Genomic DNA, 26,015 nt, shown 5'->3' on the forward strand with positions numbered 1-26,015 from the left:
ATGTTCACCTAACCTTTTTTATTATTTTTTCGTTGCTGTCTATTTTGTCTCTTACTAAATTGTTTTCTTTCTTGTCTTTTCACTCGTTCAACTTCTTGTTTAAATTTCTTCTTATAACCTGGTTTTACTTTATTTTTAGTCTTACTACGTACTTTATGTTTGACTTCGTTTGTTAAGTGGTCATCTTTTCTTTCACGTTTACGTCGTGTGTTATGCGCTTTAATTGGTGTTAATTCATTATGTTTTACATCAACATTTTCAAAATGGTAGCCTTTATCCTCAATTAACGTAATTAGATTCTCTTCATCAGGACTATAAAGTGTGATTGCTACACCTTTATAGTTACCTCTACCTGTTCTACCAACACGGTGAGTGAAAAAGTCAATATCTTTAGGTACGTCAAAATTAATAACATGACTAACGCCTTCAATGTCTATACCTCGAGAAGCTAAATCACTTGCGATTACAAATTGAAACTCTAAATTACGTATACGTTTCATTTGTTGCTTACGCTCTCTTGGTGTTAAACCTCCGTGTATCATGCCAACTTTAATTCCAGCAGCATTGAGTGAATTTGCCAGTTCATCCGCATTATCTCTACTATTACAGAAAACGATACATAGGTATGGATTTAAAATATCGATTAATTGAAGTGTTTTATCTACTTTTTCAGTTCCTTTAGTTGGAATTAAATAGAATTCAATATTTTTTTTATTTTGAGACTTGGAATCCACTTCTACATATTCCGGATTACTTAGATATTTATTTAAAAATGGTTGTAATGATTTAGGAATCGTAGCACTGAAAACTGCTATATGTGCATTTTCATCTAGGCGTGAAGCAATTAAATCTACATCTTCGATAAGGCCTAAGTCAATCATTAAATCAGCCTCGTCAACAACGAGGTATGATGCCAAATGCGCATGTAAATGACCACTTTGAGCTAAATCATTAATTCTAGTCGGTGTTCCAATGACTAATTGAGGTTGATTATTAGTTCGTTGTCTATCTTTTTCAATATCTGTACCACCTATAAAAAGGCTTACCTTAACCCCTTGTTTAAAACGAGCTAAATGACTAGCTGCTTGATATAATTGCTGCGCTAATTCTCTAGTTGGCGCTACCACAATAGATTGAGGTTCTTTGTTTTCTTCGTCTATTTTATCCATAAGTGGTAATAAAAATGCATGTGATTTTCCTGTACCTGTTTGGGATTGACCTATTAAATTGACGCCTTTTTTAATTCTTGGAATTATTCTATTTTGTATTTCAGTTGGTTTATCAAATTTCAAGTCTTTAATTGCTTCTATAAGTTTTGAGTCTAAATTAAATAATTCAAATGGGTGAGTTGCCATCGATTTGGCCTCCTTAAAATATTCAGTTGAAGTTGTTTTAGTCCAATTTACATGTAGTTGAATGGATCGGTATTGATATTAGAAGCATCAATTGGAAAATCTATACTTTCATCATATAGCCATTGTTCTAATAATTCTTTAAGTCCCTCTCTCATCACATACTCACTGTAATGATTGATATCTAAAATGGTCATACCATACGTTTGTGCATCAAGTGCATCGTGGTGTTTAACATCTCCAGTTATAAAGATGTCTGCGCCTTTGTTAAATGCAAGTGCCTCATAACCAATTCCCGCACCGCCGATGATAGCTACTTTTTGGATACGTTTATTAGCATCGCCTGTGTATCGAACACTTGGGATATCAAGTTCATGTTTTACAAATTTTACAAAGTCTGTTAATGACATCGCATCTTCTAAAATGCCAATTTTGCCAAGACCATAATTTGCCGTTTTAGTCATTTTAATAAAATCATAGACAGGCGTTTCATAAGGATGATTGTCGATAATTGCTTTTTCAGCTAATGCATATTGGCTAGCTTTAATCATGAATTCAATTTTAACTTCATTCACATATTCTATGTTATTCAGCTGACCTAGATGTGGATTAGCATTTCCTACAGGTTTAAATTGGCCTTTACCTTCAGTTTCATAAAAACAATACTCATAATTACCTTCTTTGGCAAGTCCATGTTGATCAAGACGATCTTTAAAGTTTTCTACATTATCCTTAGGTATATATGTTTGAACTTTATAATACGTTTCATTCTCTTGATTTAAAAATTGTATATCTTGCAATTTTAATTTATTAGCCAACATTTGGTTAACACCGTAAACGTAATTGTCAAGATTTGTGTGCAACGCAATAAGGTTGATATTGTGACGAATTATTTTTTGAATTAATTGACCATAGCCATCATCAATGATTGATTTTACCCCTTTAAAAATCAAAGGATGGTGAGCGATAATCGTATTATAGCCTTTGTCGATAGCTTGGTTAACGATTGCATCTGTACAATCCAACGTCGTTAATATACCATTGATTTCAGATTCATGATTACCTATTAGTAATCCAACATTATCCCAATTCTCAGCTGTCTCTAATGGCACATGTGTATCGATAATAGACATTAATTGTTTAATTTTCATTATTTAACACCTCTGTAATTAATGATATATCCTTATCTATCTCTTTAAGTCTCTCATGATGTAACTCTGAATTCAATTGATTACGAATGTGATTTAAAGCTTCTAATTCATGACGCCATTTTTTATAAAATATTTCATTTTTATTTTGTAATAATTTCGGCCCAAATTTTAATTCTTTTTTGTCTAAATGATCCTGATGACCCATATGCGCTGCAACCACAATTTCATAGATATGTCCTTTCTCTTCCATAATGACTTCTTCTATGATTTGGTAATTCAGTGTCATGAGCGTGTATCTTAATACTTCAGTTTGAATATTACTTTGTAAGATTAATCTAGGACCATTTGCTAAATGAATGCGCCCTTCATTCAATATTCTTGCTATAAGCGGACCACCCATGCCACAAATGGTTATATTTTGAATAGATTCATTCTGACGAAGTACACTTAATCCGTCCCCTAATCGAACATCGATAACATCATTGAGCTGATTTTCTGACACATTCTTTTTCGCTGCTTCAAAAGGCCCTTTTATGACTTCACCAGCAATAGCATGTGTAATTAGACCATGTTGAATCGCATAGATAGGAAGATAGGCATGGTCTGAACCAATGTCGGCTAAGTTTCCTGGAACAAGATAGTTGCACACAGTAGTTAATCTTTGGTTTAAAGTTATCATAGATATCTCCTTTACTATAAAAAGAGACTGGGACAAAGTTAAGTGTCTCAGTCTAGCATTTTTCTAAAGCACATTATAGTAACACCTATAACAAAGTGTAATCATTACTAATCCAACGCGTTTATAAGTGTTCAATCTATAATGAGCAATGAAAAATAAATCAATTTAAACTCGAATTATTTTATTTATTAATCCATAAAGTCTTTTAGTCGCTTGCTACGACTTGGGTGTCTAAGCTTTCTTAAAGCTTTCGCTTCAATTTGACGAATTCTTTCACGCGTAACTCCAAAGACTTTACCAACTTCTTCAAGTGTTCGCGTTCTACCATCATCTAAGCCGAAACGTAATCGTAGAACATTCTCTTCACGATCAGTAAGTGTATCTAATACATCTTCAAGTTGTTCTTTTAATAGTTCATATGCAGCATGATCAGATGGACTTTGCGCTTCTTGGTCTTCGATGAAATCACCTAAATGACTATCATCTTCTTCGCCAATTGGTGTTTCAAGAGATACCGGTTCTTGAGCAATTTTAAGAATTTCGCGTACCTTTTCTGGTGGTAAGTCCATTTCTTCCCCAATTTCTTCAGGTGCTGGATCACGACCTAAATCTTGTAATAATTGTCTTTGAACACGAATTAATTTATTGATAGTTTCAACCATGTGTACTGGAATTCTGATTGTACGGGCTTGGTCAGCAATCGCTCTAGTAATTGCTTGTCTAATCCACCAAGTAGCATATGTTGAGAATTTAAACCCTTTACTAAAGTCGAATTTCTCTACTGCTTTGATTAATCCCATATTACCTTCCTGAATTAAATCAAGGAATAACATGCCACGGCCTACATATCTTTTTGCAATACTTACAACAAGACGTAGGTTAGCTTCTGCTAAACGAGACTTAGCAATTTCATCACCTTGCTCAATACGTTTCGCGAGTTCAATTTCTTCTTGAGCACTAAGTAGATTTACTCGCCCGATTTCTTTTAGATACATTCTGACAGGGTCATTTATTTTAACGCCAGGAGGGGCACTTAAATCATTAGGATTTAATTTCTCATCAGTATCTGAGCTATCTTTCTCATTTACTAAACTGATATCATTATCATTTAATTGGTCAAAGAAATCGTCCATTTGATCAGAATCCATGTCGAAATTTTGCAATTTTTCGGCTATTTCTTCATGGCTAAGGTGACCTTCCTTTTTCCCTTTTTCAATTAATTGTTTTTTAACATCTTCTAATGTTAATGTCGGATCTATTGTTTGTTTTTTAATTTTAACTTGGTTATCAGACATGAAAAGGCCTCCCAATAGTAATATATGCTTTCAAACAAGATATTTAATTATATAATATTTCAATATAATAAGAAAAGTATTAATAAAAATTCATAACAATGGTAACATTTCATATTCAATATTTGAATGTTAAATACTAATTTGTTTTCAAAACTACTACATTCGTTAAATATTACTTATGTTCCATTTCTACCCGTTAAAAACGCATAATAACCATTATACAATAATGGTTATTAAATAGAAATACAATTTATATGATTTGTTAAAACCTGTATGCTTCAAATACGTATTTATTTTAATAATGATGTTACATTCTTGCTTTATTTTTATTAACGATTTGCTCTAAATAATATTTTTGTAATTCTACATCACCTAGTCGCGATGCTTCGCGCAACTTATGATTTAATTCTTCAATGGTGTCACCATATTTAGCTTCATTTATAACATTCATATAATCTTCAATTTCGCTATCATATGGTTCTTCATTTAAATCATAATTGTCTAATGCAATAATTGCATCTCTTAAATCATCGTTGTCTGTGTATAATATCATATCACTTATCGAATATTTGTCATTTTCTGCGTAAAATTCTTCTAAAATACTATAGATGCGCTTGAAAAATTGATTGCTAAAATCGTCGCTTTCAAGTTGCTTATGATAATTTAAAAACAAATCTTTATCGTGCATAAAATGTTTAAGTAGCGCTCTCTCAGCACTCTCTTGCTTCGATAAATTTGAGAACATTGCATTTACGTTTTGTTGAATCTCACTATTATACGATTGATAATCGTTAAAATAAGGATCATTATGAACATATTGCTGTTGGCCTAATACATTACCATTTAATGTACTAGGATCTACGTTAAATATATTAGCAACATCTCTGATGACTTTATTTTGTAATATTTGTGAATTCATCATTGCAATGTCTTGTGTAACTTCTTTAAGGTAACGTTCATAAGCTAAATCATTATTAGTAATTTCATCTTTATGTCTATTTACTTTATATAAAATAAATGATTTCTTTTCATTATTAACATATTCTAGAAATTTTTCATTACCATATTTTGTAATATATTCATCTGGGTCCATGTCTTTAGGTAATTGAACCACAAAAACATTTAACCCTTGTTGAAGAAGGTGTTGTCCTGTTTTAATCGTTGCTTCTTGCCCTGCGAAATCACCATCAAACATTAGTGTTATATGAGATGTTAATTTCTTGAGAACGGTAATGTGTTCATCTGATAGCGCTGTACCCATACTAGCAATAACAGGTTTTAAGCCGGAGGAATCAGATTTTATAACATCCATAAACCCTTCAAGTAAAATGGCTTCGTCATTTTTACGTATATATTTTCTAGCTTGATCAAGATTATACAATAATCGTCTTTTTTGAAATATCGGTGTTTCCGGACTGTTTAAATATTTAGGTTCTTGATTATTGTGAGTTCTGCCAGAATAGCCAACGATACGACCTTGCGCATTTTTTAATGGAAACATAATGCGATCTCTAAAACGATCAAAATAGCTGAAATTTTCTTCGTTTCGAGATAGAAGGCCTGCTTCATATGCGAGTTCAATATCATAACTTTTTTGTTGTAAAAAGTCATGACAGAAATGCGTGTGATTCGGTGCATAACCTATTCCACGCGCTTTAATAAGTTCTTCAGTAAAGCCTCTATTTGTCAAATAGCTTAAGGCGTCTTCACCTTCAACCGTTTTAAGTAGAGCATACTGATAATACTCATTCATTAATTCATGCATCTCTATCATAGCTAAGTCATCAGACGCAATTTGACTTGTATAGTCACTTGAATTACCAATGTCAACAGATATATTTAGACGTTCACCTAGTTCTTTAACAGCCTCTACGAATGATAAATCTTTAATTTCTTGTGTAAATTGAAAGACGTTACCACCTTTTTTACACCCAAAACAATGGCAAATTTGTTTATCTTCAGAAACAGTGAATGAAGGGGTCTTTTCATCATGAAAAGGACACAAACCGATGTAATTGCGTCCTCTTTTTTCTAATTTTACATATTCACTTACTAAATCCAAAATATCTGTTTTATCTTTAATTTCATTAATTACTGATTGTTCAATGCGCAAAGTACATCACCCATAAATATTTATCATAATATTATACATTTTTAAAGTTTAAATTGAAACTATTTTGATTGACGTTCTATTATATTAATAACGTCATTGGCAGTTTCTTCAATTGCTTTATCGGAAACATCAATCACAGTGCATCCGATTTTGTTGACGATATCTTCGAAATATTTAATCTCTTCTTTAATACGCAACTCATTTGCATATCTCGCTGAATCTCCTAGTCCCAGTTGTTTTAAACGTTGTTTTCTTATACGATTTAACTTTTCTTCGCTAATTCTTAACGCGATACATTTCGCTGGATCTATCTCAAATAACATGTCTGGAGGTGTTATTTCAGGTACTATTGGGACATTCATCACTTTATAACTCTTATGGGCTAAGTATTGTGATAACGGCGTTTTTGAGGTTCTAGAAACACCAATTAATACGATATCAGCTTTAGGTAGACCCTTAGGATCTTTGCCATCGTCATACTTTACGGCAAATTCAATCGCATCAATTTTTTTGAAGTAAGCATCATCCAAACGATGTACTCTACCAGGTTGATTATATGGATTTTCTTCAAATGCTTCTTTCAAATATTCCATTAATGGTCCCATAATATCAATAGAGCGTAACTGATTGGAATCGATTTTGCTTTCCATATATGTTTTCATTTCTGGTTTTACTAATGTATAAACGATAATTGCTTCTCTATCATTCGCTACTTGAATAACCTCATCTATATCTTCCTTAGTTTCAATATATGGATATCTTAAAAAATCATGTTTGCATTCTTTTGGATTAAATTGTGAAATACACGCTCTAGCTACTAATTCAGCAGTTTCTCCAATTGAATCAGATGCGATGATTATCTTTATATTTTCCATCGTTTTACCACCTATTCTTTAAATAATGATACAAATAAATTTGCGATTGTTGTTTTTGATACTCTACCTGTTACTTGATATTTATGATTACCTTTACTTTTAACAATTGGTATTGAATCAATTTCTTTTTCTATCATTTGATCTGCTGCATAAATGATAAGTTCATCTTCTTCAAGATAAGTTAAATTTGGCATTCTCGACATGTTAACACTGATTGGCATGGTATGAATATCTTCACCAATCATAGAAGCACGTAACAAGTCTTTTCTAGAACAAACACCAATAAAATCATTGTGTTCATTAATAATAAATAATGTACTAGCATCTTCTAAGAAGATCGTACAAATAGCATCATAAACAGACATATCCTCTTTTACAATGACTGGTGGAGACATATAGTCTTTAACAACATATTGACGTAATTTATCAGTCATTAACTTGTTTTTAGATTTGCCAGAATAATAATACCCCACTCGAGGTCTAGCCTCTAAAAATCCTGACATTGTTAAAATTGCTAAATCAGGTCTCAAAGTAGCACGTGTTAAGTCTAGTTTTTCGGCAATGTGTTCCCCGGTAATAGGTCCTCCACTTTTGACTATCTCAATAATTTGTTCTTGTCTTTTACTAAGTTCTATAGGTCTTCACCCCTTTATTGTTCACGTCTATTATACCTATTTATTATTGTACCTACAAATACATATAATTTCTTGCTATTAAATAATCAATCTATTAAACTAATGGTAAGCGAGTTAAGGATGGTGTAAGCTTAACAAATTCAATTTGGCTAATCGTAAAATTTGATAAAAGTGAGTGGCTACACTAAATTGGGTGGAACCGCGGGTTATTAAGTTATCAACTATATTTAATTGATATAGTGAAATAAATTAACTCGTCCCAAGATAATGATAAATGTGATATTTTCATTTATTTATTGTCTTGGGGCGTTTTTATGTATTTAATAAGGAGAGATTATATGGTTAAAGATATGGAAACAATTGTATCATTAGCAAAACACAGAGGATTTGTTTTTCCTGGTAGTGATATTTATGGTGGATTATCAAACACGTGGGATTATGGCCCATTAGGTGTTGAATTAAAAAATAATGTTAAAAAAGCATGGTGGCAAAAGTTCATCACACAATCACCATTTAACGTAGGTATTGATGCAGCGATTTTAATGAACCCAAAAACATGGGAAGCATCAGGTCATTTAGGTAACTTTAATGATCCTATGATTGATAATAAAGATAGTAAAATCCGTTATCGTGCCGATAAGTTAATTGAAGATTACATGCAAAAAGAAAAAGGTGATGAAAACTTTATCGCCGATGGTTTAAGTTTTGATGAAATGAAACGTATTATTGACGATGAAGGTATAGTTTGTCCTGTAAGTGGTACTGCTAATTGGACAGATATTCGTCAATTCAATCTTATGTTCAAAACTTTCCAAGGTGTTACCGAAGATTCTACAAATGAAATTTTCTTACGACCTGAAACTGCACAAGGTATTTTTGTAAATTACAAAAATGTTCAACGTTCAATGCGTAAAAAACTACCATTTGGTATTGGTCAAATTGGTAAATCATTCCGTAATGAAATTACACCAGGTAACTTCATCTTCAGAACTAGAGAATTTGAACAAATGGAATTGGAATTCTTCTGTAAACCAGGTGAAGAAATTGAATGGCAAAATTATTGGAAAACATTTGCTAGCCAATGGTTAAAAGATTTAAATATTAACGAAGATAATATGCGTCTACGTGATCATGATGAAGAAGAATTATCACACTATTCAAACGCAACTACAGATATTGAATATCGCTTCCCATTTGGTTGGGGTGAATTATGGGGTATCGCAAGCCGTACTGATTTTGACTTGAAAAAACACAGTGAACATTCAGGCGAAGATTTCAAATACCATGATCCTGAAACAAATGAAAAATATGTGCCATATTGTATTGAACCATCATTAGGTGCAGACCGTGTTACATTAGCATTCTTATGTGACGCATATGAAGAAGAAGGCGTTGAAGGAAGTAAAGATTCACGAACAGTATTGCACTTCCACCCTGCCCTTGCACCATATAAAGCTGCAGTTTTACCATTAAGCAAAAAATTATCTGAAGATGCAATTAAAATCTTCGAACAATTAAGTTCTAAATTTGCAATAGACTTCGATGAATCTCAATCAATTGGTAAACGTTACCGTAGACAAGATGAAATTGGTACGCCATATTGTATTACATTTGACTTTGATTCATTAGAAGATAATCAAGTAACAGTGCGTGACCGTGACTCTATGGAACAAGTACGTATGCCTATTTCTGAATTGGAAACGTTCTTAGCCGAAAAAGTTGCTTTCTAACTATAATTATATAAAGTACAAAACCCACCTCAAATCATTTTTTTGAGGTGGGTTTTTGTATTTATATTGGAAGATTTATCAATATTCAATTCGTTTCAATTGATTGATTAACTTTTGACCTTTAAAGTACATACCTGCATATTCTTTGTATATTAATAGAAGCAGTTCCGACATTTCATCCAGAATACCTTGACTAATATTAAATTGATTCATTTTATCTATAGGTAATTTCTGTAAGACATCTAATAAATATAATGTTTTGTTAGATATACGTAAAGCATGTGGATCTTTATATAATTCTGATTCAAGAATCGTTCCATCATAAACAAAACTATATGCAGCTAATTGTGATTGATCATAACTACCTGAAATAGCTGAATGATTAAAAAATGCTGTAAAACCGAAGCGATTCATACATTTTAACATTACTATAATGGACATAAGTTGCGCTGAATTTCCAGATGAAATTTTTTCGAGTACAAAGTGTAACAGTTTATAATGGAATGGAGAAATGTCATCACTATCCATTGAACGCTCAATGGCCTCAACACACAATGTTGCATAACTACTATTAAATATATCCAACCGTAAATCGTAATATTGATTAATTACATCCACTGAACTTAAAGTCCCCATACCTTTCCATTTATTATAAATAAATAAGCCATACACAAAGAGTTGCGTATGGGCTTGTAAACCTGTTTTTGATTTTTTGGCTCGTCTAACCATCAATGGTATTTTGGCACCATGCTCGTTTAAAATTGTAATAATTTTATCAGATTCTCCGTAATCTACGGATTTTATAATGATTCCCTTTTGTTTTTCGAGCATAGTATCACGACCCTTCTAACTTCGATCCATTAATCTTGATCTTCGATATATCCCATTTGACGGATGAAATTAACTTTATTACGCCAATCTTTCTGAACTTTTACCCAAAGTTCTAAATACACTTTTGAGCCTAATAACATTTCGATATCATGTCTTGCTCTTTTACCTACTTCTTTTAATTTTTTGCCACCCTTTCCGATGACTATACCTTTTTGTGAATCTCTCTCAACGAAAATAGTAGCTTCTACTCTGACACGTTCTTCACTTTCTTTAATCATTCTATCTACATTAACGCCGATTGCATGAGGAATTTCTTCACTCGTTAAATGTAAAATCTTTTCACGTATAATTTCACTTACAACAAACTGTTCAGGGTGATCTGAAATTTGATCGTCCGGATAATACTTTGGACCTTCAGGTAAATAACGTTTCAGTACATCTATAAAGTGATCGACATTCAATCCTTCTAATGCGGAGATTGGCACGATTTCAGTGAAATCCATATATTGTTGATATTGTTCTATTCTAGGCATTAAAGCATCTGGGTGTACTAAATCAATTTTATTTAGCACTAAGAAAACTGGCGTTTTAACGTTTTTTAGCATTTCCATGATATATTCATCGCCACGCCCAATTTCTTCATTTACATTAACCATGAACATGATTGCATCAATTTCAGATAATGTATTTTTAGCAACACGCATCATATAATCACCTAATTTGTGTTTAGGTTTATGAATGCCAGGTGTATCTAAGAAGATGATTTGCGCATCGTCTCGAGTCATTACACCTTGGATTTTATTACGTGTAGTTTGAGCTTTATCAGACATAATTGCAATTTTATGTCCGATTACTCTATTCATAAATGTAGATTTACCTACATTGGGTCTTCCTATAATTGATACAAATCCCGACTTATGTTCTGTCATCTATTCTAAATCCTTTCCTGAAAAGCCATGTGGTAACAGTTCGACCACAGTTGACTCAAGTAATTCCCCTTTATGATACGTCATATATACTGGCATATCATCATCACATAATTCTTTAAGAACTTGTCTACATGTTCCACAAGGTGATGATGGCTTTTCAGCATCAACCGTTACAGTTATTGATTCAAAGTCACCAGGTCGATAACCTTCAGATATGGCTGCTACTAAACTTGAACGTTCGGCACAAATTGTAGCAGGATAGGCAGCATTTTCAACGTTGGCACCATAAAATGTTCGACCATCTTTAGTCTTTAAATAAGCACCTACTTTAAATTGACTATATGGCACGTATGCCCGACTTTGTGCTTCTCGTGCCTCTTGAAAATAATGTGATTGATAACTCATCAAAACATCCCCTTTAATATTAAAAAATGTGTGGTAAAAAAATAACTAATCCAGTTATTAATGCGAAAATTGATGCTAACATAACACTAAACGCAGCAATATCTTTAGCTTGCTTAGCAAGTTCATGATAGTCACTTGTGACTAAATCAACTACACATTCTATTGCAGTATTAACTGCTTCTATCGTAAGTACTAAGAAGATAGCCAATATTATAAATAACCATTCAGTTGCACTTAATTGGCAGATATAACCTAAAATGATAGTTATAATCGCAATTACAATATGTAGTAAATAATTATGATCTTTGAGAAGAAGTGTCTTAAACCCATCAAACGTATATTTGAAACGTTTTAATTGCTTAATCTCTAGTCAATCCGTATGCATTTAATATTGTCTCTTGGCGTCCAAACATTTCTTTTTCATCTTCTTCGTTCATATGATCATAACCTAGTAAATGTAAAAAACCATGTAGTGCTAGAAAACCTAATTCTCTTTCAAAAGAATGGCCATATGAATCAGCTTGGTCTTTAGCTACATCTGTACAGATGATGATATCTCCAAGAACCCTTGGCATGTCTAAACCAATAATTTCAGGCTCATCTTCTTCAAGTGCAAACGAAATTACATCAGTTACTTTATCTTTATCTCGATATGTTTTATTGATTACTTGAATTTCACTCTTATCAACAAAAGTAACAGAAAGCTCAGCGTCTTCTTCGATTTGTTCTTGTTCTTTAGCAAAATTAAGTAAGTCATCAATTTGTTGATACCAAGTTTCTTCTACAAGGTCTGTATGATCATTAAAATCAATTGTAAACATTTAATTGTCTCCTTCATAGCGATCAATTATTTTACTTACTAATGGGTGTCTTACAACATCACTTTGATCTAATTGCATAATATTAATTCCTTTAACCCCATGTAATTTTTTGACTGCTTCTTTTAATCCACTTTTGACGCCTTTAGGTAAATCAATTTGGGTTTGATCTCCTGTAACTACCATTTTAGAGCCAAATCCTAATCGTGTTAAGAACATTTTCATTTGCGCATGCGTTGTATTTTGAGCTTCATCTAAAATGACAAAAGCATCATCAAGTGTACGGCCACGCATATAGGCTAATGGTGCAATTTCGATTGTGCCTCTCTCGATAAATCTTGCAGTTTGTTCTCTACCCAATACTGTATTTAATCCATCATAAAGAGGTCTCAAATAAGGATCTACTTTTTCTTTTAAATCACCAGGTAAAAATCCTAGAGACTCCCCAGCTTCTACAGCAGGTCTTGTTAATACAATACGTTTAACTGCACCTTTTCTAAGTTGTTTAGCTGCATACACCACCGCTAAAAATGTTTTACCCGTACCTGCAGGCCCAATTCCAAAGACTAGGTCATTGTTTTTCATAGCATTAATGTATAATCTTTGGCCCATCGTTTTTGCTCTTATCGTCTTTCCAAAAGCATCTTTTGTAATCTCTTCATCATATAAATCGATGAGATGATGTATCGTATCATTTTCAGCCATTTTTATAGCAGCTTCAACATCTTTTAAAGTTATGGTGTTGCCCATTTCAATGACTTTTAATAAATTTTTAAGAACTAATTCTGATTTTTCTACAAGCTCTAATTTTTGACCTTTAACTGCTACTTCTTGGCCACGAGCATGTATTTCGACATCAAACGCTTCCTCAATCGCATTAATATGTTCATCATTATTACCTAACAGTGCTTGAGAATGATTAATGTCGTCTATTTGAATTATTCCTGGCATATAAGCGCTCCTTTTCACTAAAACAATGTATATATTTAGATTATATTAGTTCACTTATGTTTTAAAAATAAAACATGATGTCTAAATCTTTAAAAAGCTAAGATTTAAGTTACTTTAGTAAATTAACTTTCATTTAAATTTTACTAAAGTCTGTTAAAGTATACAAATTTATTTGGCTTAGTGTGCTTTTTTTATTAAATTGTAGTATAAGCTTTTAATACTTATTAGAAAAATAACCCGAAAATCATGTGAAAATGAATTTCGGGTTAAAATATTAATTATAATTGCTTAGGTTTATTGAGAATTTCTTGCCAAAGAATACCATTGACGACTGGATCATTATCGAATTGAAATTTTTGATGTGTCATATCTTGTTCAATTAACTTACTATTTAACAATTGCTTCAATCTATAACGTTTAGTACGTTCAGATAGATTTTTATCATTAATAATCGCTCTTGCTTTATTTTCAATTCTTGTAAGTTGCTTTTCTTTTTCACGATCAATTTCTGAGCGTACATTATATAAGTCGTCTACGAGTTGTTTTTCAAGTTCTTTTTTCAGATGATTAACATCTCTAGTACGCTCACGTGTATTGGTTGATTGGCGCGCTTCCCTTTCAAATCTATTACGTTGCCTAGTAGAACGCTCTAATTCTTCAGGTACACTTTCCTCAATAATTTCTTTTTCAAGTTCTTTATCTTGATAAACGCGTTTTGATTCTTGTTGTGCGGTTTTCTTTTGTTGTTTAGAGGGTTCATCATCATTAGTAAATTCTTTTTCTAATTCACTAAATGCTTCTTCTATTTGCTCAAAGAAACCTTTCCCTTGCGTCTCTTTTTTATCAGACGTTGTTGGCTTATGTTGTGGTGGTCTCTGATTTTTTCTTTGCTCATGACTCTTATCCCTCATCGCACTAATACCTGTTACAATAATGGATATTATAAAAATTATAATACCAATATTCATCTAATCACCCCTTAACATTTACTTTGGTGATTCATCTTCATTTTGTTCAGTACGTTTATTTATCGCATTTCTCATACCAGTGTCAGCTTCTACATTTTTTAGGTTGTAGTAATCTTTGACACCCATATTACCTTCACGTAAAGCTTCTGCCATTGCAAGTGGAACTTCAGATTCAGCTTCAACCACTTTAGCACGCATTTCTTGAACACGCGCTTTCATTTCTTGTTCTGAAGCTACGGCCATAGCACGGCGTTCTTCGGCTTTCGCTTGCGCAATATTCTTATCTGCAAGTGCTTGTTCTGTTTGTAAGTCAGCACCAATATTTTTACCAATATCTACGTCAGCTATATCGATAGATAAAATTTCGAACGCAGTACCTGAATCAAGACCTTTACTTAAGACAGTCTTAGAAATGTTATCAGGGTTCTCTAGTACTTGTGTATGATGCTCACTTGAACCAATAGTAGAAACAATACCTTCACCTACACGAGCAATGATTGTTTCTTCTCCTGCACCACCAACTAAACGAGAGATGTTGGCGCGTACTGTAATTCTAGCTTTCGCTTTTACTTCTATACCATTCATTGCTACACCAGTTATAAACGGTGTTTCAATTACTTTAGGATTAACAGACATTTGAACAGCTTCTAATACGTCACGTCCAGCCAAGTCAATCGCTGCACCACGTTCGAATGGTAAGTTAATGTCTGCACGTTGAGCAGCTATATTCGCATCAACGACTCTATCGACGTTACCACCCGCTAAATAATGTGATTCTAATTGATTTGTTGTAAGGTTTAAACCAGCTTTATGTGCTTTAATTAATGGACCAATTACCTTACGTGGAGATACTCGACGTAATCTCATACCTACCAATGTTCCAATACCTACTTTAACTCCAGCAGCAATTGCAGATATCCAAAGTCCTACTGGTACAAATGAGAATAGCACTAATAATGCAATAACAATAATAACTGCAATCACTATAATGCCTAATCCAAACATTTAACCACTCCTTTATGTGTTTTCAATTTCTCTAACAACAACTCTAGATCCTTCTACCTCAAGAATTTTAACTTCTTTATTTCTTAAAATGAAAGCGCCATCTGATACGGCATCTATTCTTTCATTATCAAGCGTTATAATTCCTGCAGGTCTTAAATCTGTCACAGTACGAGCTGTTTGACCAACTAAATGAGAACGATCATCGTGAGATCTATATCCTGCTTCTGAATTAGTAGAATCTTTTAACACAACTTTATCTAAAAATGGAATTTTCCTTTTAAACCATTTCACTAATATCACCCATTCAATAATTGCCAATATTGATGCAATCACAACATTTAATAGCATTAAAAGAATGTTATCTCCTAACATAATGATGCTAAGTATAATCAATGATATACCAATAATACCTATGACTGCGCCAATGACAAATAATTCGATAATAACGAGTATTGCTCCAACGAAGAATAGCAATACAGAAATAAGATTAACATCACCGTTAATTAAAAAGCCGAGGAAGAGAATTAAAAGTGCAAGCATTGCGATAATTCCTGCAAAATTAATACGCTTCGAATACAATTGATATAAAAAGCCTAAAAAAATGATACACGTTAATATAAGTGATATTAATGGACTCGTTACAATCTGAGATAGATTATTGAATAAATGATTAGTAGTTAAAATGGAATTGATAACTGTATGTATCGCATTGAAATAGTTCACAATTTCACCTCGCTCTCAATTCCGATTATACATGAATACACTTCGTTATAATAGTGATAGTAGACGCTTTAATATAAAAAAACTCTCGACTAGTTTAACTAATCGAGAGCATATATATAATTAATATTCTTGTTGAGGGAGTCAACAGAGTTATTAATTATTTGAATTTACGTTTACGTGCAGCTTCTGATTTCTTTTTACGTTTTACGCTTGGTTTTTCGTAAAATTCACGTTTACGTACTTCTTGGATAGTACCACTTTTAGATACTGAACGTTTAAATCTACGTAATGCATCTTCAAGTGATTCATTTTTACGTACTACTGTTTTAGACATCTGTATTTCCCTCCCTCCAAATATCAACGGAACTTTAAAGTCAATACATAGTAATATACAACTATGCTTTACTTAGTATAATATATGAATTTATTATGGTCAATTCCAAATTATTATAATTTTTAAAAATTATAATAATACGCCTTCTTCAGACTTGTTTGTTGCGTGTTCTACAATTCTAACAACTTTACCTGTATTAATAGGATAATCAGCTTTAACGATTTTTACTTTTACAATTTGTCCGATTAAAGAATCATTACCCTCAAATTGAACTTTCATATAGTTGTCAGCGTAACCAACTAATGTGCCTTCTACTTCGCCAGCTTCTTCAGGAATCACTTCTAAAACTTCGTCTTCAAATTTAGATGCATATTCTTTAGCTAATTGATCACTTAACGCGATTAATTTGTGCACACGGTCATTTTTGATAGATTCGTCAATTTGATCATCCATACGCGCAGCAGGCGTACCAATTCTAGCTGAATATGGAAAAACGTGTAATTCAGAGAATTTATGTTTAACAATAAAGTCATAAGTTTCTTGGAATTCCTCTTCTGTTTCTCCTGGGAATCCTACAATTACATCACTTGTAACAGCTAAGTCTGGTAACGCATCATGTAATTTTGTGATTCTCTCTGAAAAATGTTCCATAGTATATTTACGTCTCATTCGTTTTAATACAGTATCAGAACCGGATTGTAATGGAACATGTAAATGTCTAACAACTTTATTTGATCGTTTTAAAACATCAATAACTTCATCAGTTAATTGGCTAGCTTCAATAGATGAAATTCTAATTCGTTCAAGACCATCAATTTCTTCTAAATCACGAAGTAACTGTGCTAAATTATAATCTTTTAAATCTTGACCATAACCACCAGTATGAATTCCAGTTAAAACAATTTCTTTATAGCCAGCATTAACTAATTGTGTAGCTTGTTCAACCACTTTTTCAGGATCACGTGAACGCATTAATCCACGAGCCCATGGTATGATACAAAATGTACAGAAATTATTGCACCCTTCTTGGATTTTTAGTGAAGCTCTTGTTCGATCTGTAAAATATGGTACATCTAATTCTTCATATGTACGGTTTTTCATAATATTACCAACACCATTAATTGGTTGGCGTTCTTCTCTAAATTGTTGGATGTAGTCTAATAATTTGTGTCTATCTTGCGTACCTACCACTACGTCTACGCCAGGAATTTCCATAATTTCTGCAGAAGATGTTTGCGCATAACATCCAGTCACACATACTACTGCATCAGGATTTTGTCGAATTGCTCTTCTAATGATTTGTCTACTTTTTTTATCTCCAGTATTTGTTACTGTACAAGTGTTGATTACGAAGACGTCTGCATTCGTTTCAAAATCAACTCTATCGTAATCAGCGTCTTTAAATAATTGCCAAATTGCTTCAGTTTCATAATGGTTTACTTTGCAACCTAATGTGTGAAACGCAACTGTTGACATAATATTCACCCCATTAATTCATTTTCATAACTGATAGCACTTAAAGCATAAAGTGGCGCCGTTTCTGCCCGTAAAATTCGAGGTCCTAAACCAACATTAACACTCGTTTCTTTAAGCAGAGAGATTTCTTTCTCTGAAAAGCCACCTTCAGGACCAAATATTAATAAAATACGATCGTTAGTCTTAAATTTTTTCAAGGTTTCTTTAAAAAGACTAACTTCACCACGTTTTGCTTCATCTTCATATGCTAACAAAATATAGTCATAATGATTTATAGTATCACAAATTTCATTTAAATTCGACTTAAAATTGATTTTAGGAATAATTAAACGGTAGCTTTGTTCAGCTGCTTCTTTAATTATCTTTTGCCAACGTTCTAATTTTTTTTGAACTTTATTTGAATTAAGTTTGACTACAGATCTGTCCATTTCTACAGCTATGAAACTATCAGCACCTAATTCTGTTGCTTTTTGAATTAACCATTCATATTTGTCTGCTTTGATTAAGCCACTACATATAGTAACTTGTACAGGTAACTCTGAATTGATATCAATGTGCTCAATCAATTTAATTTCAATTGATTCATTCTCAACAGTAATGATTTCCGATTTAAACACGGTTTTATCTTTAAACGTTACAATAATCTGGTTACCAACTGTATTTCTCATCACATTAGTAATATGATGTATATCTTCCTTATTTGTTATAAAAAAACGCTGACTGTCATCAGCGTTTTGATCGATAAAGTATCTTTGCAAATTATTCACTCACTTTCTGACCTACAATACATACCCAACCATTGTCATGATTTACTGATATAATATCAAATCCTACATGTTTCATTTGATTTAATATTTGTTCATGTTTTTCCTCTATAATTCCTGATGTTATAAAATAACCATCTTCATTTAGAGTATTATAAGCATCTTCAATCATATCTTCAATAATATGAGCTAAAATGTTTGCAATAACAATATCAAATTTTTCTGTTTCATTTTTTAATAAGTTTCCTGGTACAGCTTCAATTGCATCTTCACAATGATTTTTAGCAAAGTTTTCTTTAGCAACGTTAACAGCTAACTCATCAATATCCAGAGCTTTAATCCGTTTTACTCCAAGTAAATGACTGGCAATACTTAAAATACCTGAACCTGTTCCAACATCGATAACGGAATGCTCTGGTTTAACATAGGTTTCAATTGCTTTAAGACACATGCTTGTTGTTGGATGATCTCCAGTTCCAAATGCCATGCCTGGGTCTAATTCAATACACATTTCAGAAGTATCTTCTTTAGTGTATTGTTCCCAACTTGGAACAATTGTGAATTTTTCTGATGCTCTAAAGGGATGGAAATAATTTTTCCATTCATTTTCCCAATCTACTTCAGCTATTGTTTTTTCAGAAAAATTCAATACAGATGAATCAATATTTTCAAGTTTTGTAACATCTGTTTTAATTTTATTTCTTAGAGATTCATCAAACTTTAATTCGTTGAAATAAGCCTTTAATCGAACACCTTTTTCAGGATAATCTTCTTGTTTTAGTTCATAAATTTCGCCGAATTTATCGGCAGGCTGATTAATTAAATCATTAGAATCTTCAATTACAACGCCGTTTGATCCATAACTTTCTAATATATCAGTCACTAAAGGTTCAACTTCATGGTTTACAACAATCGAAAGTTCTGTCCAGTTCATTTAGTTATTCTCCTTTAAAGAATTTGCGTGCTCTATCTTTAAAATTAGATGGCTGTTCTTCAATTGACTCACCATTTAATTCAGCAAACTCTCTCATAATTTCTTTTTGTCTATCTGTTAATTTTGTAGGTGTAACTACTTTAATATTAACAAATAAATCACCATGACCATATCCATGAACATTTTTAACACCTTTATCTTTTAAGCGGAATTGCTTACCAGTTTGAGTGCCAGAAGGAATAGTTAACATTACGTTTCCGTTAAGTGTTGGAACTTTTATTTCATCACCAAGTGCTGCTTGTGGGAAACTAACATTAAGTTTGTAATAAAGATCGTCACCATCACGTTCAAATTTGTCAGACGGTTTTACTCTAAATACGACATATAAGTCACCATGAGGTCCGCCGTTTTCTCCTGGTGTTCCTTCACCGGCAAGTCTGATTTGTTGGTCATTATCTACACCTTCAGGCACAGTTACTTCTAATTTAACTGTTTTATTTTCGGTACCTTTACCATGACAAGTTGGGCATGGTTCTTCGAATTCTTGACCTGTTCCATCACATTTTGGACATGTTTGTTGCGTGCGTACACGGCCTAAAATTGTATTTTGTTCAACTGATACGTGACCTGCGCCGTTACAATAACTACATGTTTTTTTACTAGTACCTGGTTTAGCACCATCACCATTACATGTATGGCATGTCACATCTTTACGAATTGAGATTTCTTTCTTAGTTCCAAAGACAGCTTCTTCAAATTCTAGAGTCATCGTATATTGTAAATCGTCACCTTTTCTAGGTGCATTAGGATCTCTTTGACGTGAACCACCAAAGAATGAGCTAAAGATGTCTTCAAATCCACCTCCGCCAAATCCATTAAAGTCTTGGCCGCTAAATCCTTGGCCACCAAAACCACCTTGAGGTCCATCATGGCCAAATTGGTCATAATTTGCTCTTTTATTATCGTCGCTTAGAACTTCGTAAGCTTCTGAAATCTCTTTGAATTTTTCATCTGCACCCTCTTCTTTATTGATATCAGGGTGATATTTTTTTGATAATTTGCGATATGCTTTTTTGATTTCATCTTTAGATGCGCTTTTACTTACACCTAAGACTTCATAATAGTCTCTTTTAGCCACGACCATCTCTCCTTAACTTAATTATTTAATATGTTTAAAAGAACGAAGTTATAAAAGAAAAAGTCAAAGCCAATGTTCAATTGACTTTGACTTTTTGGCTTACATTCATAATAGTTTGCTAATATAAGCATACACTATAAACGCTTAGCAATTATTTTTTATCTTCATCATCTTTAACTTCTTTAAATTCAGCATCTTCAACATTACTATCGTTTTGAGTTTGTTGAGCACCATCTTGTGCTTGTTGCTGAGCTTGTTGAGCTTGTTGATATACTTTTGCTGATAAATCTTGAATTACTTTTTCAAGTTCTTCTTTTTTCGCTTTAATATCTTCGATGTCTTGTCCTTCAAGCGCAGATTTTAAAGCATCTTTTTTGCTTTCCGCATTAGATTTATCTTCTTCACTAATATTGTCGCCAAGGTCAGTAATTGTTTTTTCAACTTGGAATACTAAGCTATCTGCTTCATTTCTTAAATCTACTTCTTCACGACGTTTTTTATCTGCTTCAGCGTTTTCTTCGGCATCTTTAACCATACGATCGATTTCTTCATCAGAAAGCGCAGAGCTTGATTGAATAGTAATATTTTGTTCTTTATTAGTACCTAAGTCTTTCGCAGTAACATTTACGATACCATTTTTATCAATATCAAATGTTACTTCGATTTGTGGAACACCACGTGGAGCTGGTGGAATATCAGTTAATTGGAATCTTCCTAATGTTTTGTTATCAGCTGCCATTGGACGTTCACCTTGTAATACGTGAATATCTACTGCTGGTTGGTTATCAGCTGCAGTTGAATAAACTTGAGATTTTGAAGTTGGGATTGTAGTATTACGTTCAATTAACGTATTCATACGTCCACCCATAATTTCAATACCTAATGATAATGGTGTTACGTCTAATAATACAACATCTTTAACATCACCAGTGATAACGCCACCTTGAATCGCAGCACCCATTGCTACAACTTCGTCTGGGTTTACACCTTTATGAGGATCTTTACCGATTTCTTTTTTAACAGCCTCTTGAACTGCTGGGATACGTGTTGAACCACCAACAAGAATAACTTCATCAATTTCAGAAGTTGATAAACCAGCGTCTTTTAATGCTTGACGAGTTGGTTCCATAGTTCTTCTGATTAATGAATCAGCTAATTCTTCAAATTTAGAACGAGTTAGGCTAATTTCTAAATGTAATGGACCACTTTCACCAGCTGAAATAAATGGTAATGAAATTTGAGTTTGTGAAACGCCAGATAAGTCTTTTTTAGCTTTTTCAGCAGCGTCTTTCAAACGTTGTAATGCCATTTTATCTTGAGATAAATCTACGCCATTTTCTTTTTTGAATTCAGACACTAGGTAGTCAATAATTACTTGGTCAAAGTCATCACCGCCAAGTTTATTATCACCAGCAGTTGATAGTACTTCGAATACACCGTCACCTAATTCAAGGATAGATACGTCAAACGTACCGCCACCTAAGTCGAATACTAATACTTTTTGGTCTTGATCAGTTTTATCTAAACCATATGCTAATGCTGCAGCAGTAGGTTCGTTAATAATACGTTCAACTTCTAAACCAGCAATTTTACCAGCATCTTTAGTTGCTTGACGTTCAGCATCATTGAAATATGCAGGAACTGTAATAACAGCTTTATCTACTTTATCTCCTAAATAACTTTCAGCAGTGTTTTTAAGGTTTTGTAATACCATAGCTGAAATTTCTTGAGGTGTATAAGATTTACCTTCAATATCTACTTTATAGTCAGTACCCATATGACGTTTAATTGATTGAACAGTGTTTGGATTAGTGATAGCTTGACGTTTTGCTACTTCACCAACTTGTGTTTCACCATTTTTAAATGCTACAACTGATGGTGTTGTTCTAGCACCTTCTGGGTTTTGAATTACTTTTGGTTCATCGCCTTCTAATACAGCTACACATGAATTTGTTGTACCTAAGTCAATACCGATTACTTTACTCATAATAAAATTCCTCCAATTTTAAAAATTTTGATATATGGTATTTTCGTCAATTTATTGATTTACTTTTACCATTGATGGTCTTAATACTCTATCTTTTAACTTATAACCTTTTTGTAATTCTTGAGTAATATCACCAGATTTGAAATCTGGATTATCATCTTGAACTACTGCTTGGTGGAAGTTAGGGTCAAAAGCTTGACCTTCTGTTTCAATTTCTTCTAAACCATTATCTTTAAGTGCTCTTAGTAAACTTTCGTGTACCATTTGAACACCTTTTTGAAGTGATTTAAATGATTCATCATCACCTTCAATTTGTAGTGCACGTTCAATATTATCAATCGTTGGTAAAATATCCGTTAAAACACGTTGAGATTGATAAGTTTTATTTGTTTCATTTTCTTTCTGAATTCGTCTTTTATAATTTTCGAATTCAGCGTATAATCTTAAATATTTTTCTTCATTTTCATTAGCTTTTAATTGTAATTGCTGAATTTCTTCATCTTTAGGATCAACTGCAGTTTCTTCAGAACTTTCTTCGTTCGAACTGTCGTTAGATGAATTATCACTATCAGAAGTAGTATCTTCAACATTTTCAACTGTTGATGTTTCTTCGTTCTTTACTTCTTGTTCTTCAGTATATTCAGAATTACTTTTTACTGATTCATCTTTTTCTGTCATTTTTTACCCTCCAATATAATTACAATTAAAATCACCATATTTGGTTAAGTAATTGAATCACATTCTGATAACGCATTGCTGTAGGTCCAATAACCGCAATTTGACCTTTCAATGAATTGTCGAAGTGATATTGACTCGTTACAATCGATATATCACTAAGGCTTTCATCAATCTCTTTTCCAATCTTAACGTTAATATCATTAGTTGAAATTGTCTGTAGTAATTCAGTGATTCTTTCAGATTCTAGATATTGCAAAATTGGTTGAATTGACGAAACATTAGATTCATTTAACGCATCAATTAGTTTAACCTTTCCACCTAAGAAAATGCTATTACTTTGTTTGCTAATATGAGAATTTATCATCTTAACAATGTCATTAATGAATTGATTTTCTTCATTTGAGTTGGCGAAAGAACGAATTTTATCTGATAGTTTAGCGCTTATTTCTATATTATTATTACTAATAAAATTAGAAATGGCGATTAATCTATCGGATGATAACTCAAGTGAAGAATTCAAGTGAAAATGCTCAACATGACCAGAATTATAAATAATTACTAAAATCATGATTAAATCATTTGCCTTAATTAAATGAACATTATTAATCATTTCTTCACTATGTTTTGGACGAACAACTAATGTTGCATAATGAGATTTCATTGATAACTCATTTGCAAAGTAACTTAATGCTGAAGAAATATCATAGTGATTCTCAATCAATAGTTGATTTAAACGTTGTATTTTATTTTTGTTATGACGAGAGGTTTGTTTTAACAATTGATCGACATAAAGTCTAAACCCTTCTTCGGAAGGTGAACGCCCTGAAGAAGAATGCGTCTTCTCTAAAAAGTTCAAATCTTCAAGTTGCTTCATCTCATTCCTTATTGTTGCAGGACTGACATCTAAATGATGTCTATCAATTAAAGCTTTAGAACCTATAGGTTGTCCTAAATCAACATAATCTTCAACAATTGCATTTAAAATGCTTAATTGTCTTTGTGTAATCATGTTTTCACCTCATTAGCACTCTTTTGTCCTAAGTGCTAATTATAATTTATCAAATTGGTCAAAGTAAGTCAACGTTAAAGCCTTACTTTTTTAATTTTTTATTAGTTTAGTAAGAAAGCCTCAAATACTTCGTTTCCTATAACCTTTCCTCTTGGGGTAAGTGAGATATTTCCATTCGTTTCAATTAGAAGGTGTCTTGATTTTAAATCTTTAACCGTTTCTCCAAATATTGCATCAAGTGATTGACCAAATTTCAACTCGAAACGTTCGCGATTTACACCTTGATTCATTCTCAGACCTAAAAACATTTCTTCTTCCATCTTTTCATTCAAGGTTGGTCGATTAGAAGTTAGTATAGGCCGTTTGCCATCATTAATTGCATTAATATAATGTTGAACCGGATTTAAATTTGTATAGCGTTCGCCTTCAACGTATCCACTTGCACCTGCTCCAAAACCGTAATATTCTTCGTTTAACCAATACACTTTATTATGTTCAGATTCATGATTCGTTTTAGCAAAGTTAGAAATTTCATATTGCTTAAAGTCGGTTTGACTTAATGCTTTCATTAGATATTGGTACATTTCAGCACCTAAATCTTCATTTGGTAATTTTAGTTTCCCTTTTCGATACATATTATAAAACTGTGTCTTAGGTTCAAGTATTAAACCGTAACTTGAAATATGGTCAATATCCATATTGATTGCTTGATTTAAACTGTCTGCAAAATCCTCTATCGTTTGTTCAGGTAAATGATACATTAAATCAAGGCTTATAGAGTTGATACCAGCTTTCCTAGCATTATTTACTGCATTATAGATATCTTGAGTGTTATGTGTTCGGCCTAATATTTTTAATAGCTCTGGTTTAAATGTTTGAACACCCATTGAAATACGATTAACACCATACTGTTTAAGTAACTTTACTTTATTAAAAGTTAGTTCATCTGGATTTGCTTCAAAACTGAACTCTCCATTGATTGAAAAAGTTGAAGTAATAGCTTGTAATAATCTTTCAAGTTGCATGTCATTCAGTGCTGTTGGCGTACCTCCTCCAACGTACATTGTCTCAAGGTGTTTTGTTTTACTAAACGACATTTCTTTTATTAATGCGGATAAATATTCATCTACTGGCTGTTTATCAATATAATATTTATTAAAATCACAATAAGTACAAATTCTGACACAAAAAGGTATGTGTATGTACGCACTTTTAACTTCCAATGTTACACCCCT

Annotated in this window: 26 protein-coding genes; 1 reads left to right on the forward strand and 25 read right to left on the reverse strand. The window is 32.6% G+C overall.

Annotated elements, in window-relative coordinates:
* Nucleotides 1-8 precede the first annotated feature (8 nt).
* From AK212_RS04890 to ccpN, 7 genes are all read right to left on the reverse strand, one after another.
* Complete coding sequence (locus tag AK212_RS04890) at nucleotides 9-1,355, reverse strand: DEAD/DEAH box helicase (protein WP_053029508.1); 1,347 nt, start codon at nucleotides 1,353-1,355, stop codon at nucleotides 9-11.
* A gap of 47 nt (nucleotides 1,356-1,402) precedes the next feature.
* Nucleotides 1,403-2,503 (reverse strand): Nif3-like dinuclear metal center hexameric protein, encoded by a 1,101-nt coding sequence (locus AK212_RS04895; RefSeq protein WP_053029509.1) that lies wholly within the window; start codon nucleotides 2,501-2,503, stop codon nucleotides 1,403-1,405.
* Nucleotides 2,493-3,182 carry a tRNA (adenine(22)-N(1))-methyltransferase gene (locus AK212_RS04900; protein ID WP_053029510.1) on the reverse strand — a complete coding sequence of 230 codons (690 nt, stop codon included), beginning with the start codon at nucleotides 3,180-3,182 and terminating at the stop codon, nucleotides 2,493-2,495. The genes AK212_RS04895 and AK212_RS04900 overlap by 11 nt, the downstream gene beginning before the upstream one ends.
* Nucleotides 3,183-3,370: 188 nt before the next feature.
* Nucleotides 3,371-4,477, reverse strand: a complete 1,107-nt coding sequence (gene rpoD / locus AK212_RS04905) for an RNA polymerase sigma factor RpoD (protein ID WP_053029511.1) — start codon at nucleotides 4,475-4,477, stop codon at nucleotides 3,371-3,373.
* 307 nt (nucleotides 4,478-4,784) lie between these two features.
* Nucleotides 4,785-6,590 carry a DNA primase gene (gene dnaG, locus AK212_RS04910; protein WP_053029512.1) on the reverse strand — a complete coding sequence of 602 codons (1,806 nt, stop codon included), beginning with the start codon at nucleotides 6,588-6,590 and terminating at the stop codon, nucleotides 4,785-4,787.
* 59 nt (nucleotides 6,591-6,649) lie between these two features.
* Nucleotides 6,650-7,465 (reverse strand): pyruvate, water dikinase regulatory protein, encoded by an 816-nt coding sequence (locus AK212_RS04915; protein ID WP_053029513.1) that lies wholly within the window; start codon nucleotides 7,463-7,465, stop codon nucleotides 6,650-6,652.
* Between the two features lie 11 nt (nucleotides 7,466-7,476).
* Nucleotides 7,477-8,100: a transcriptional regulator CcpN gene (ccpN, locus tag AK212_RS04920; RefSeq protein WP_080365524.1), complete on the reverse strand. Its 624-nt coding sequence runs from the start codon at nucleotides 8,098-8,100 to the stop codon at nucleotides 7,477-7,479.
* A 338-nt stretch (nucleotides 8,101-8,438) separates the two neighbouring features.
* Between ccpN and AK212_RS04925 the strand changes: the two genes are divergently transcribed.
* Entirely contained in the window at nucleotides 8,439-9,830 is a 1,392-nt protein-coding gene (locus tag AK212_RS04925; protein ID WP_053029514.1) for a glycine--tRNA ligase, read from the forward strand.
* A gap of 78 nt (nucleotides 9,831-9,908) precedes the next feature.
* Here AK212_RS04925 and recO read toward each other — a convergent pair whose 3' ends face one another.
* The 18 genes from recO to hemW form a co-directional block, all read right to left on the reverse strand.
* Nucleotides 9,909-10,661 (reverse strand): DNA repair protein RecO, encoded by a 753-nt coding sequence (gene recO, locus AK212_RS04930; RefSeq protein ID WP_053029515.1) that lies wholly within the window; start codon nucleotides 10,659-10,661, stop codon nucleotides 9,909-9,911.
* 29 nt (nucleotides 10,662-10,690) lie between these two features.
* Complete coding sequence (era, locus tag AK212_RS04935; RefSeq protein ID WP_053029516.1) at nucleotides 10,691-11,590, reverse strand: GTPase Era; 900 nt, start codon at nucleotides 11,588-11,590, stop codon at nucleotides 10,691-10,693.
* Nucleotides 11,591-11,995 carry a cytidine deaminase gene (gene cdd, locus AK212_RS04940; protein WP_053029517.1) on the reverse strand — a complete coding sequence of 135 codons (405 nt, stop codon included), beginning with the start codon at nucleotides 11,993-11,995 and terminating at the stop codon, nucleotides 11,591-11,593. It lies immediately after the preceding gene.
* Nucleotides 11,996-12,014: 19 nt separating this feature from the next.
* Nucleotides 12,015-12,359: a diacylglycerol kinase family protein gene (locus AK212_RS04945; protein WP_053029518.1), complete on the reverse strand. Its 345-nt coding sequence runs from the start codon at nucleotides 12,357-12,359 to the stop codon at nucleotides 12,015-12,017.
* Nucleotides 12,355-12,816 (reverse strand): rRNA maturation RNase YbeY, encoded by a 462-nt coding sequence (ybeY, locus tag AK212_RS04950; protein ID WP_053029519.1) that lies wholly within the window; start codon nucleotides 12,814-12,816, stop codon nucleotides 12,355-12,357. Before ybeY ends, AK212_RS04945 begins: the two co-directional genes overlap by 5 nt.
* A complete protein-coding gene (locus AK212_RS04955) occupies nucleotides 12,817-13,764 on the reverse strand; it encodes a PhoH family protein (RefSeq protein ID WP_053029520.1) in 948 nt (315 codons plus the stop codon).
* A gap of 278 nt (nucleotides 13,765-14,042) precedes the next feature.
* Entirely contained in the window at nucleotides 14,043-14,732 is a 690-nt protein-coding gene (locus AK212_RS04960) for a hypothetical protein (RefSeq protein ID WP_053029521.1), read from the reverse strand.
* A gap of 18 nt (nucleotides 14,733-14,750) precedes the next feature.
* On the reverse strand, nucleotides 14,751-15,737 hold the full coding sequence (floA, locus tag AK212_RS04965) for a flotillin-like protein FloA (protein WP_053029522.1): 987 nt from the start codon (nucleotides 15,735-15,737) through the stop codon (nucleotides 14,751-14,753).
* A gap of 12 nt (nucleotides 15,738-15,749) precedes the next feature.
* A complete protein-coding gene (locus tag AK212_RS04970; protein ID WP_371106760.1) occupies nucleotides 15,750-16,421 on the reverse strand; it encodes an NfeD family protein in 672 nt (223 codons plus the stop codon).
* Between the two features lie 196 nt (nucleotides 16,422-16,617).
* Nucleotides 16,618-16,794 (reverse strand): 30S ribosomal protein S21, encoded by a 177-nt coding sequence (rpsU, locus tag AK212_RS04975; RefSeq protein ID WP_000048060.1) that lies wholly within the window; start codon nucleotides 16,792-16,794, stop codon nucleotides 16,618-16,620.
* 129 nt (nucleotides 16,795-16,923) lie between these two features.
* Nucleotides 16,924-18,270, reverse strand: coding sequence for a tRNA (N(6)-L-threonylcarbamoyladenosine(37)-C(2))-methylthiotransferase MtaB (gene mtaB, locus AK212_RS04980; RefSeq protein ID WP_053029524.1), 1,347 nt, complete (start codon nucleotides 18,268-18,270; stop codon nucleotides 16,924-16,926).
* Between the two features lie 5 nt (nucleotides 18,271-18,275).
* Complete coding sequence (locus AK212_RS04985; RefSeq protein WP_053029525.1) at nucleotides 18,276-19,028, reverse strand: 16S rRNA (uracil(1498)-N(3))-methyltransferase; 753 nt, start codon at nucleotides 19,026-19,028, stop codon at nucleotides 18,276-18,278.
* A 1-nt stretch (nucleotide 19,029) separates the two neighbouring features.
* A complete protein-coding gene (gene prmA / locus AK212_RS04990) occupies nucleotides 19,030-19,968 on the reverse strand; it encodes a 50S ribosomal protein L11 methyltransferase (RefSeq protein WP_053029526.1) in 939 nt (312 codons plus the stop codon).
* 4 nt (nucleotides 19,969-19,972) lie between these two features.
* Nucleotides 19,973-21,106 (reverse strand): molecular chaperone DnaJ, encoded by a 1,134-nt coding sequence (dnaJ, locus tag AK212_RS04995; RefSeq protein ID WP_053029527.1) that lies wholly within the window; start codon nucleotides 21,104-21,106, stop codon nucleotides 19,973-19,975.
* 151 nt (nucleotides 21,107-21,257) lie between these two features.
* Nucleotides 21,258-23,093 (reverse strand): molecular chaperone DnaK, encoded by a 1,836-nt coding sequence (gene dnaK / locus AK212_RS05000; protein WP_053029528.1) that lies wholly within the window; start codon nucleotides 23,091-23,093, stop codon nucleotides 21,258-21,260.
* A 51-nt stretch (nucleotides 23,094-23,144) separates the two neighbouring features.
* Complete coding sequence (gene grpE, locus AK212_RS05005; RefSeq protein ID WP_053029529.1) at nucleotides 23,145-23,771, reverse strand: nucleotide exchange factor GrpE; 627 nt, start codon at nucleotides 23,769-23,771, stop codon at nucleotides 23,145-23,147.
* Nucleotides 23,772-23,802: 31 nt separating this feature from the next.
* Nucleotides 23,803-24,780, reverse strand: coding sequence for a heat-inducible transcriptional repressor HrcA (gene hrcA / locus AK212_RS05010; RefSeq protein WP_053029530.1), 978 nt, complete (start codon nucleotides 24,778-24,780; stop codon nucleotides 23,803-23,805).
* 101 nt (nucleotides 24,781-24,881) lie between these two features.
* Nucleotides 24,882-26,003, reverse strand: coding sequence for a radical SAM family heme chaperone HemW (hemW, locus tag AK212_RS05015; protein ID WP_053029531.1), 1,122 nt, complete (start codon nucleotides 26,001-26,003; stop codon nucleotides 24,882-24,884).
* Nucleotides 26,004-26,015 lie beyond the last annotated feature (12 nt).

Origin of the sequence: Staphylococcus borealis, assembly GCF_001224225.1 — a bacterium.
GTDB lineage: Bacteria > Bacillota > Bacilli > Staphylococcales > Staphylococcaceae > Staphylococcus > Staphylococcus borealis.

What these genes read in the sequence shown, in the direction of transcription:
- AK212_RS04890 (WP_053029508.1), bottom strand. Translation starts at nt 1,355, where the DNA reads ATGGCAACTCACCCATTTGAATTATTTAATTTAGACTCAAAACTTATA.
- AK212_RS04895 (WP_053029509.1), bottom strand. Translation starts at nt 2,503, where the DNA reads ATGAAAATTAAACAATTAATGTCTATTATCGATACACATGTGCCATTA.
- AK212_RS04900 (WP_053029510.1), bottom strand. Translation starts at nt 3,182, where the DNA reads ATGATAACTTTAAACCAAAGATTAACTACTGTGTGCAACTATCTTGTT.
- rpoD (WP_053029511.1), bottom strand. Translation starts at nt 4,477, where the DNA reads ATGTCTGATAACCAAGTTAAAATTAAAAAACAAACAATAGATCCGACA.
- AK212_RS04915 (WP_053029513.1), bottom strand. Translation starts at nt 7,465, where the DNA reads ATGGAAAATATAAAGATAATCATCGCATCTGATTCAATTGGAGAAACT.
- AK212_RS04925 (WP_053029514.1), top strand. Translation starts at nt 8,439, where the DNA reads ATGGTTAAAGATATGGAAACAATTGTATCATTAGCAAAACACAGAGGA.
- recO (WP_053029515.1), bottom strand. Translation starts at nt 10,661, where the DNA reads ATGCTCGAAAAACAAAAGGGAATCATTATAAAATCCGTAGATTACGGA.
- era (WP_053029516.1), bottom strand. Translation starts at nt 11,590, where the DNA reads ATGACAGAACATAAGTCGGGATTTGTATCAATTATAGGAAGACCCAAT.
- cdd (WP_053029517.1), bottom strand. Translation starts at nt 11,995, where the DNA reads ATGAGTTATCAATCACATTATTTTCAAGAGGCACGAGAAGCACAAAGT.
- ybeY (WP_053029519.1), bottom strand. Translation starts at nt 12,816, where the DNA reads ATGTTTACAATTGATTTTAATGATCATACAGACCTTGTAGAAGAAACT.
- AK212_RS04955 (WP_053029520.1), bottom strand. Translation starts at nt 13,764, where the DNA reads ATGCCAGGAATAATTCAAATAGACGACATTAATCATTCTCAAGCACTG.
- AK212_RS04960 (WP_053029521.1), bottom strand. Translation starts at nt 14,732, where the DNA reads ATGAATATTGGTATTATAATTTTTATAATATCCATTATTGTAACAGGT.
- floA (WP_053029522.1), bottom strand. Translation starts at nt 15,737, where the DNA reads ATGTTTGGATTAGGCATTATAGTGATTGCAGTTATTATTGTTATTGCA.
- rpsU (WP_000048060.1), bottom strand. Translation starts at nt 16,794, where the DNA reads ATGTCTAAAACAGTAGTACGTAAAAATGAATCACTTGAAGATGCATTA.
- mtaB (WP_053029524.1), bottom strand. Translation starts at nt 18,270, where the DNA reads ATGTCAACAGTTGCGTTTCACACATTAGGTTGCAAAGTAAACCATTAT.
- prmA (WP_053029526.1), bottom strand. Translation starts at nt 19,968, where the DNA reads ATGAACTGGACAGAACTTTCGATTGTTGTAAACCATGAAGTTGAACCT.
- dnaK (WP_053029528.1), bottom strand. Translation starts at nt 23,093, where the DNA reads ATGAGTAAAGTAATCGGTATTGACTTAGGTACAACAAATTCATGTGTA.
- grpE (WP_053029529.1), bottom strand. Translation starts at nt 23,771, where the DNA reads ATGACAGAAAAAGATGAATCAGTAAAAAGTAATTCTGAATATACTGAA.
- hrcA (WP_053029530.1), bottom strand. Translation starts at nt 24,780, where the DNA reads ATGATTACACAAAGACAATTAAGCATTTTAAATGCAATTGTTGAAGAT.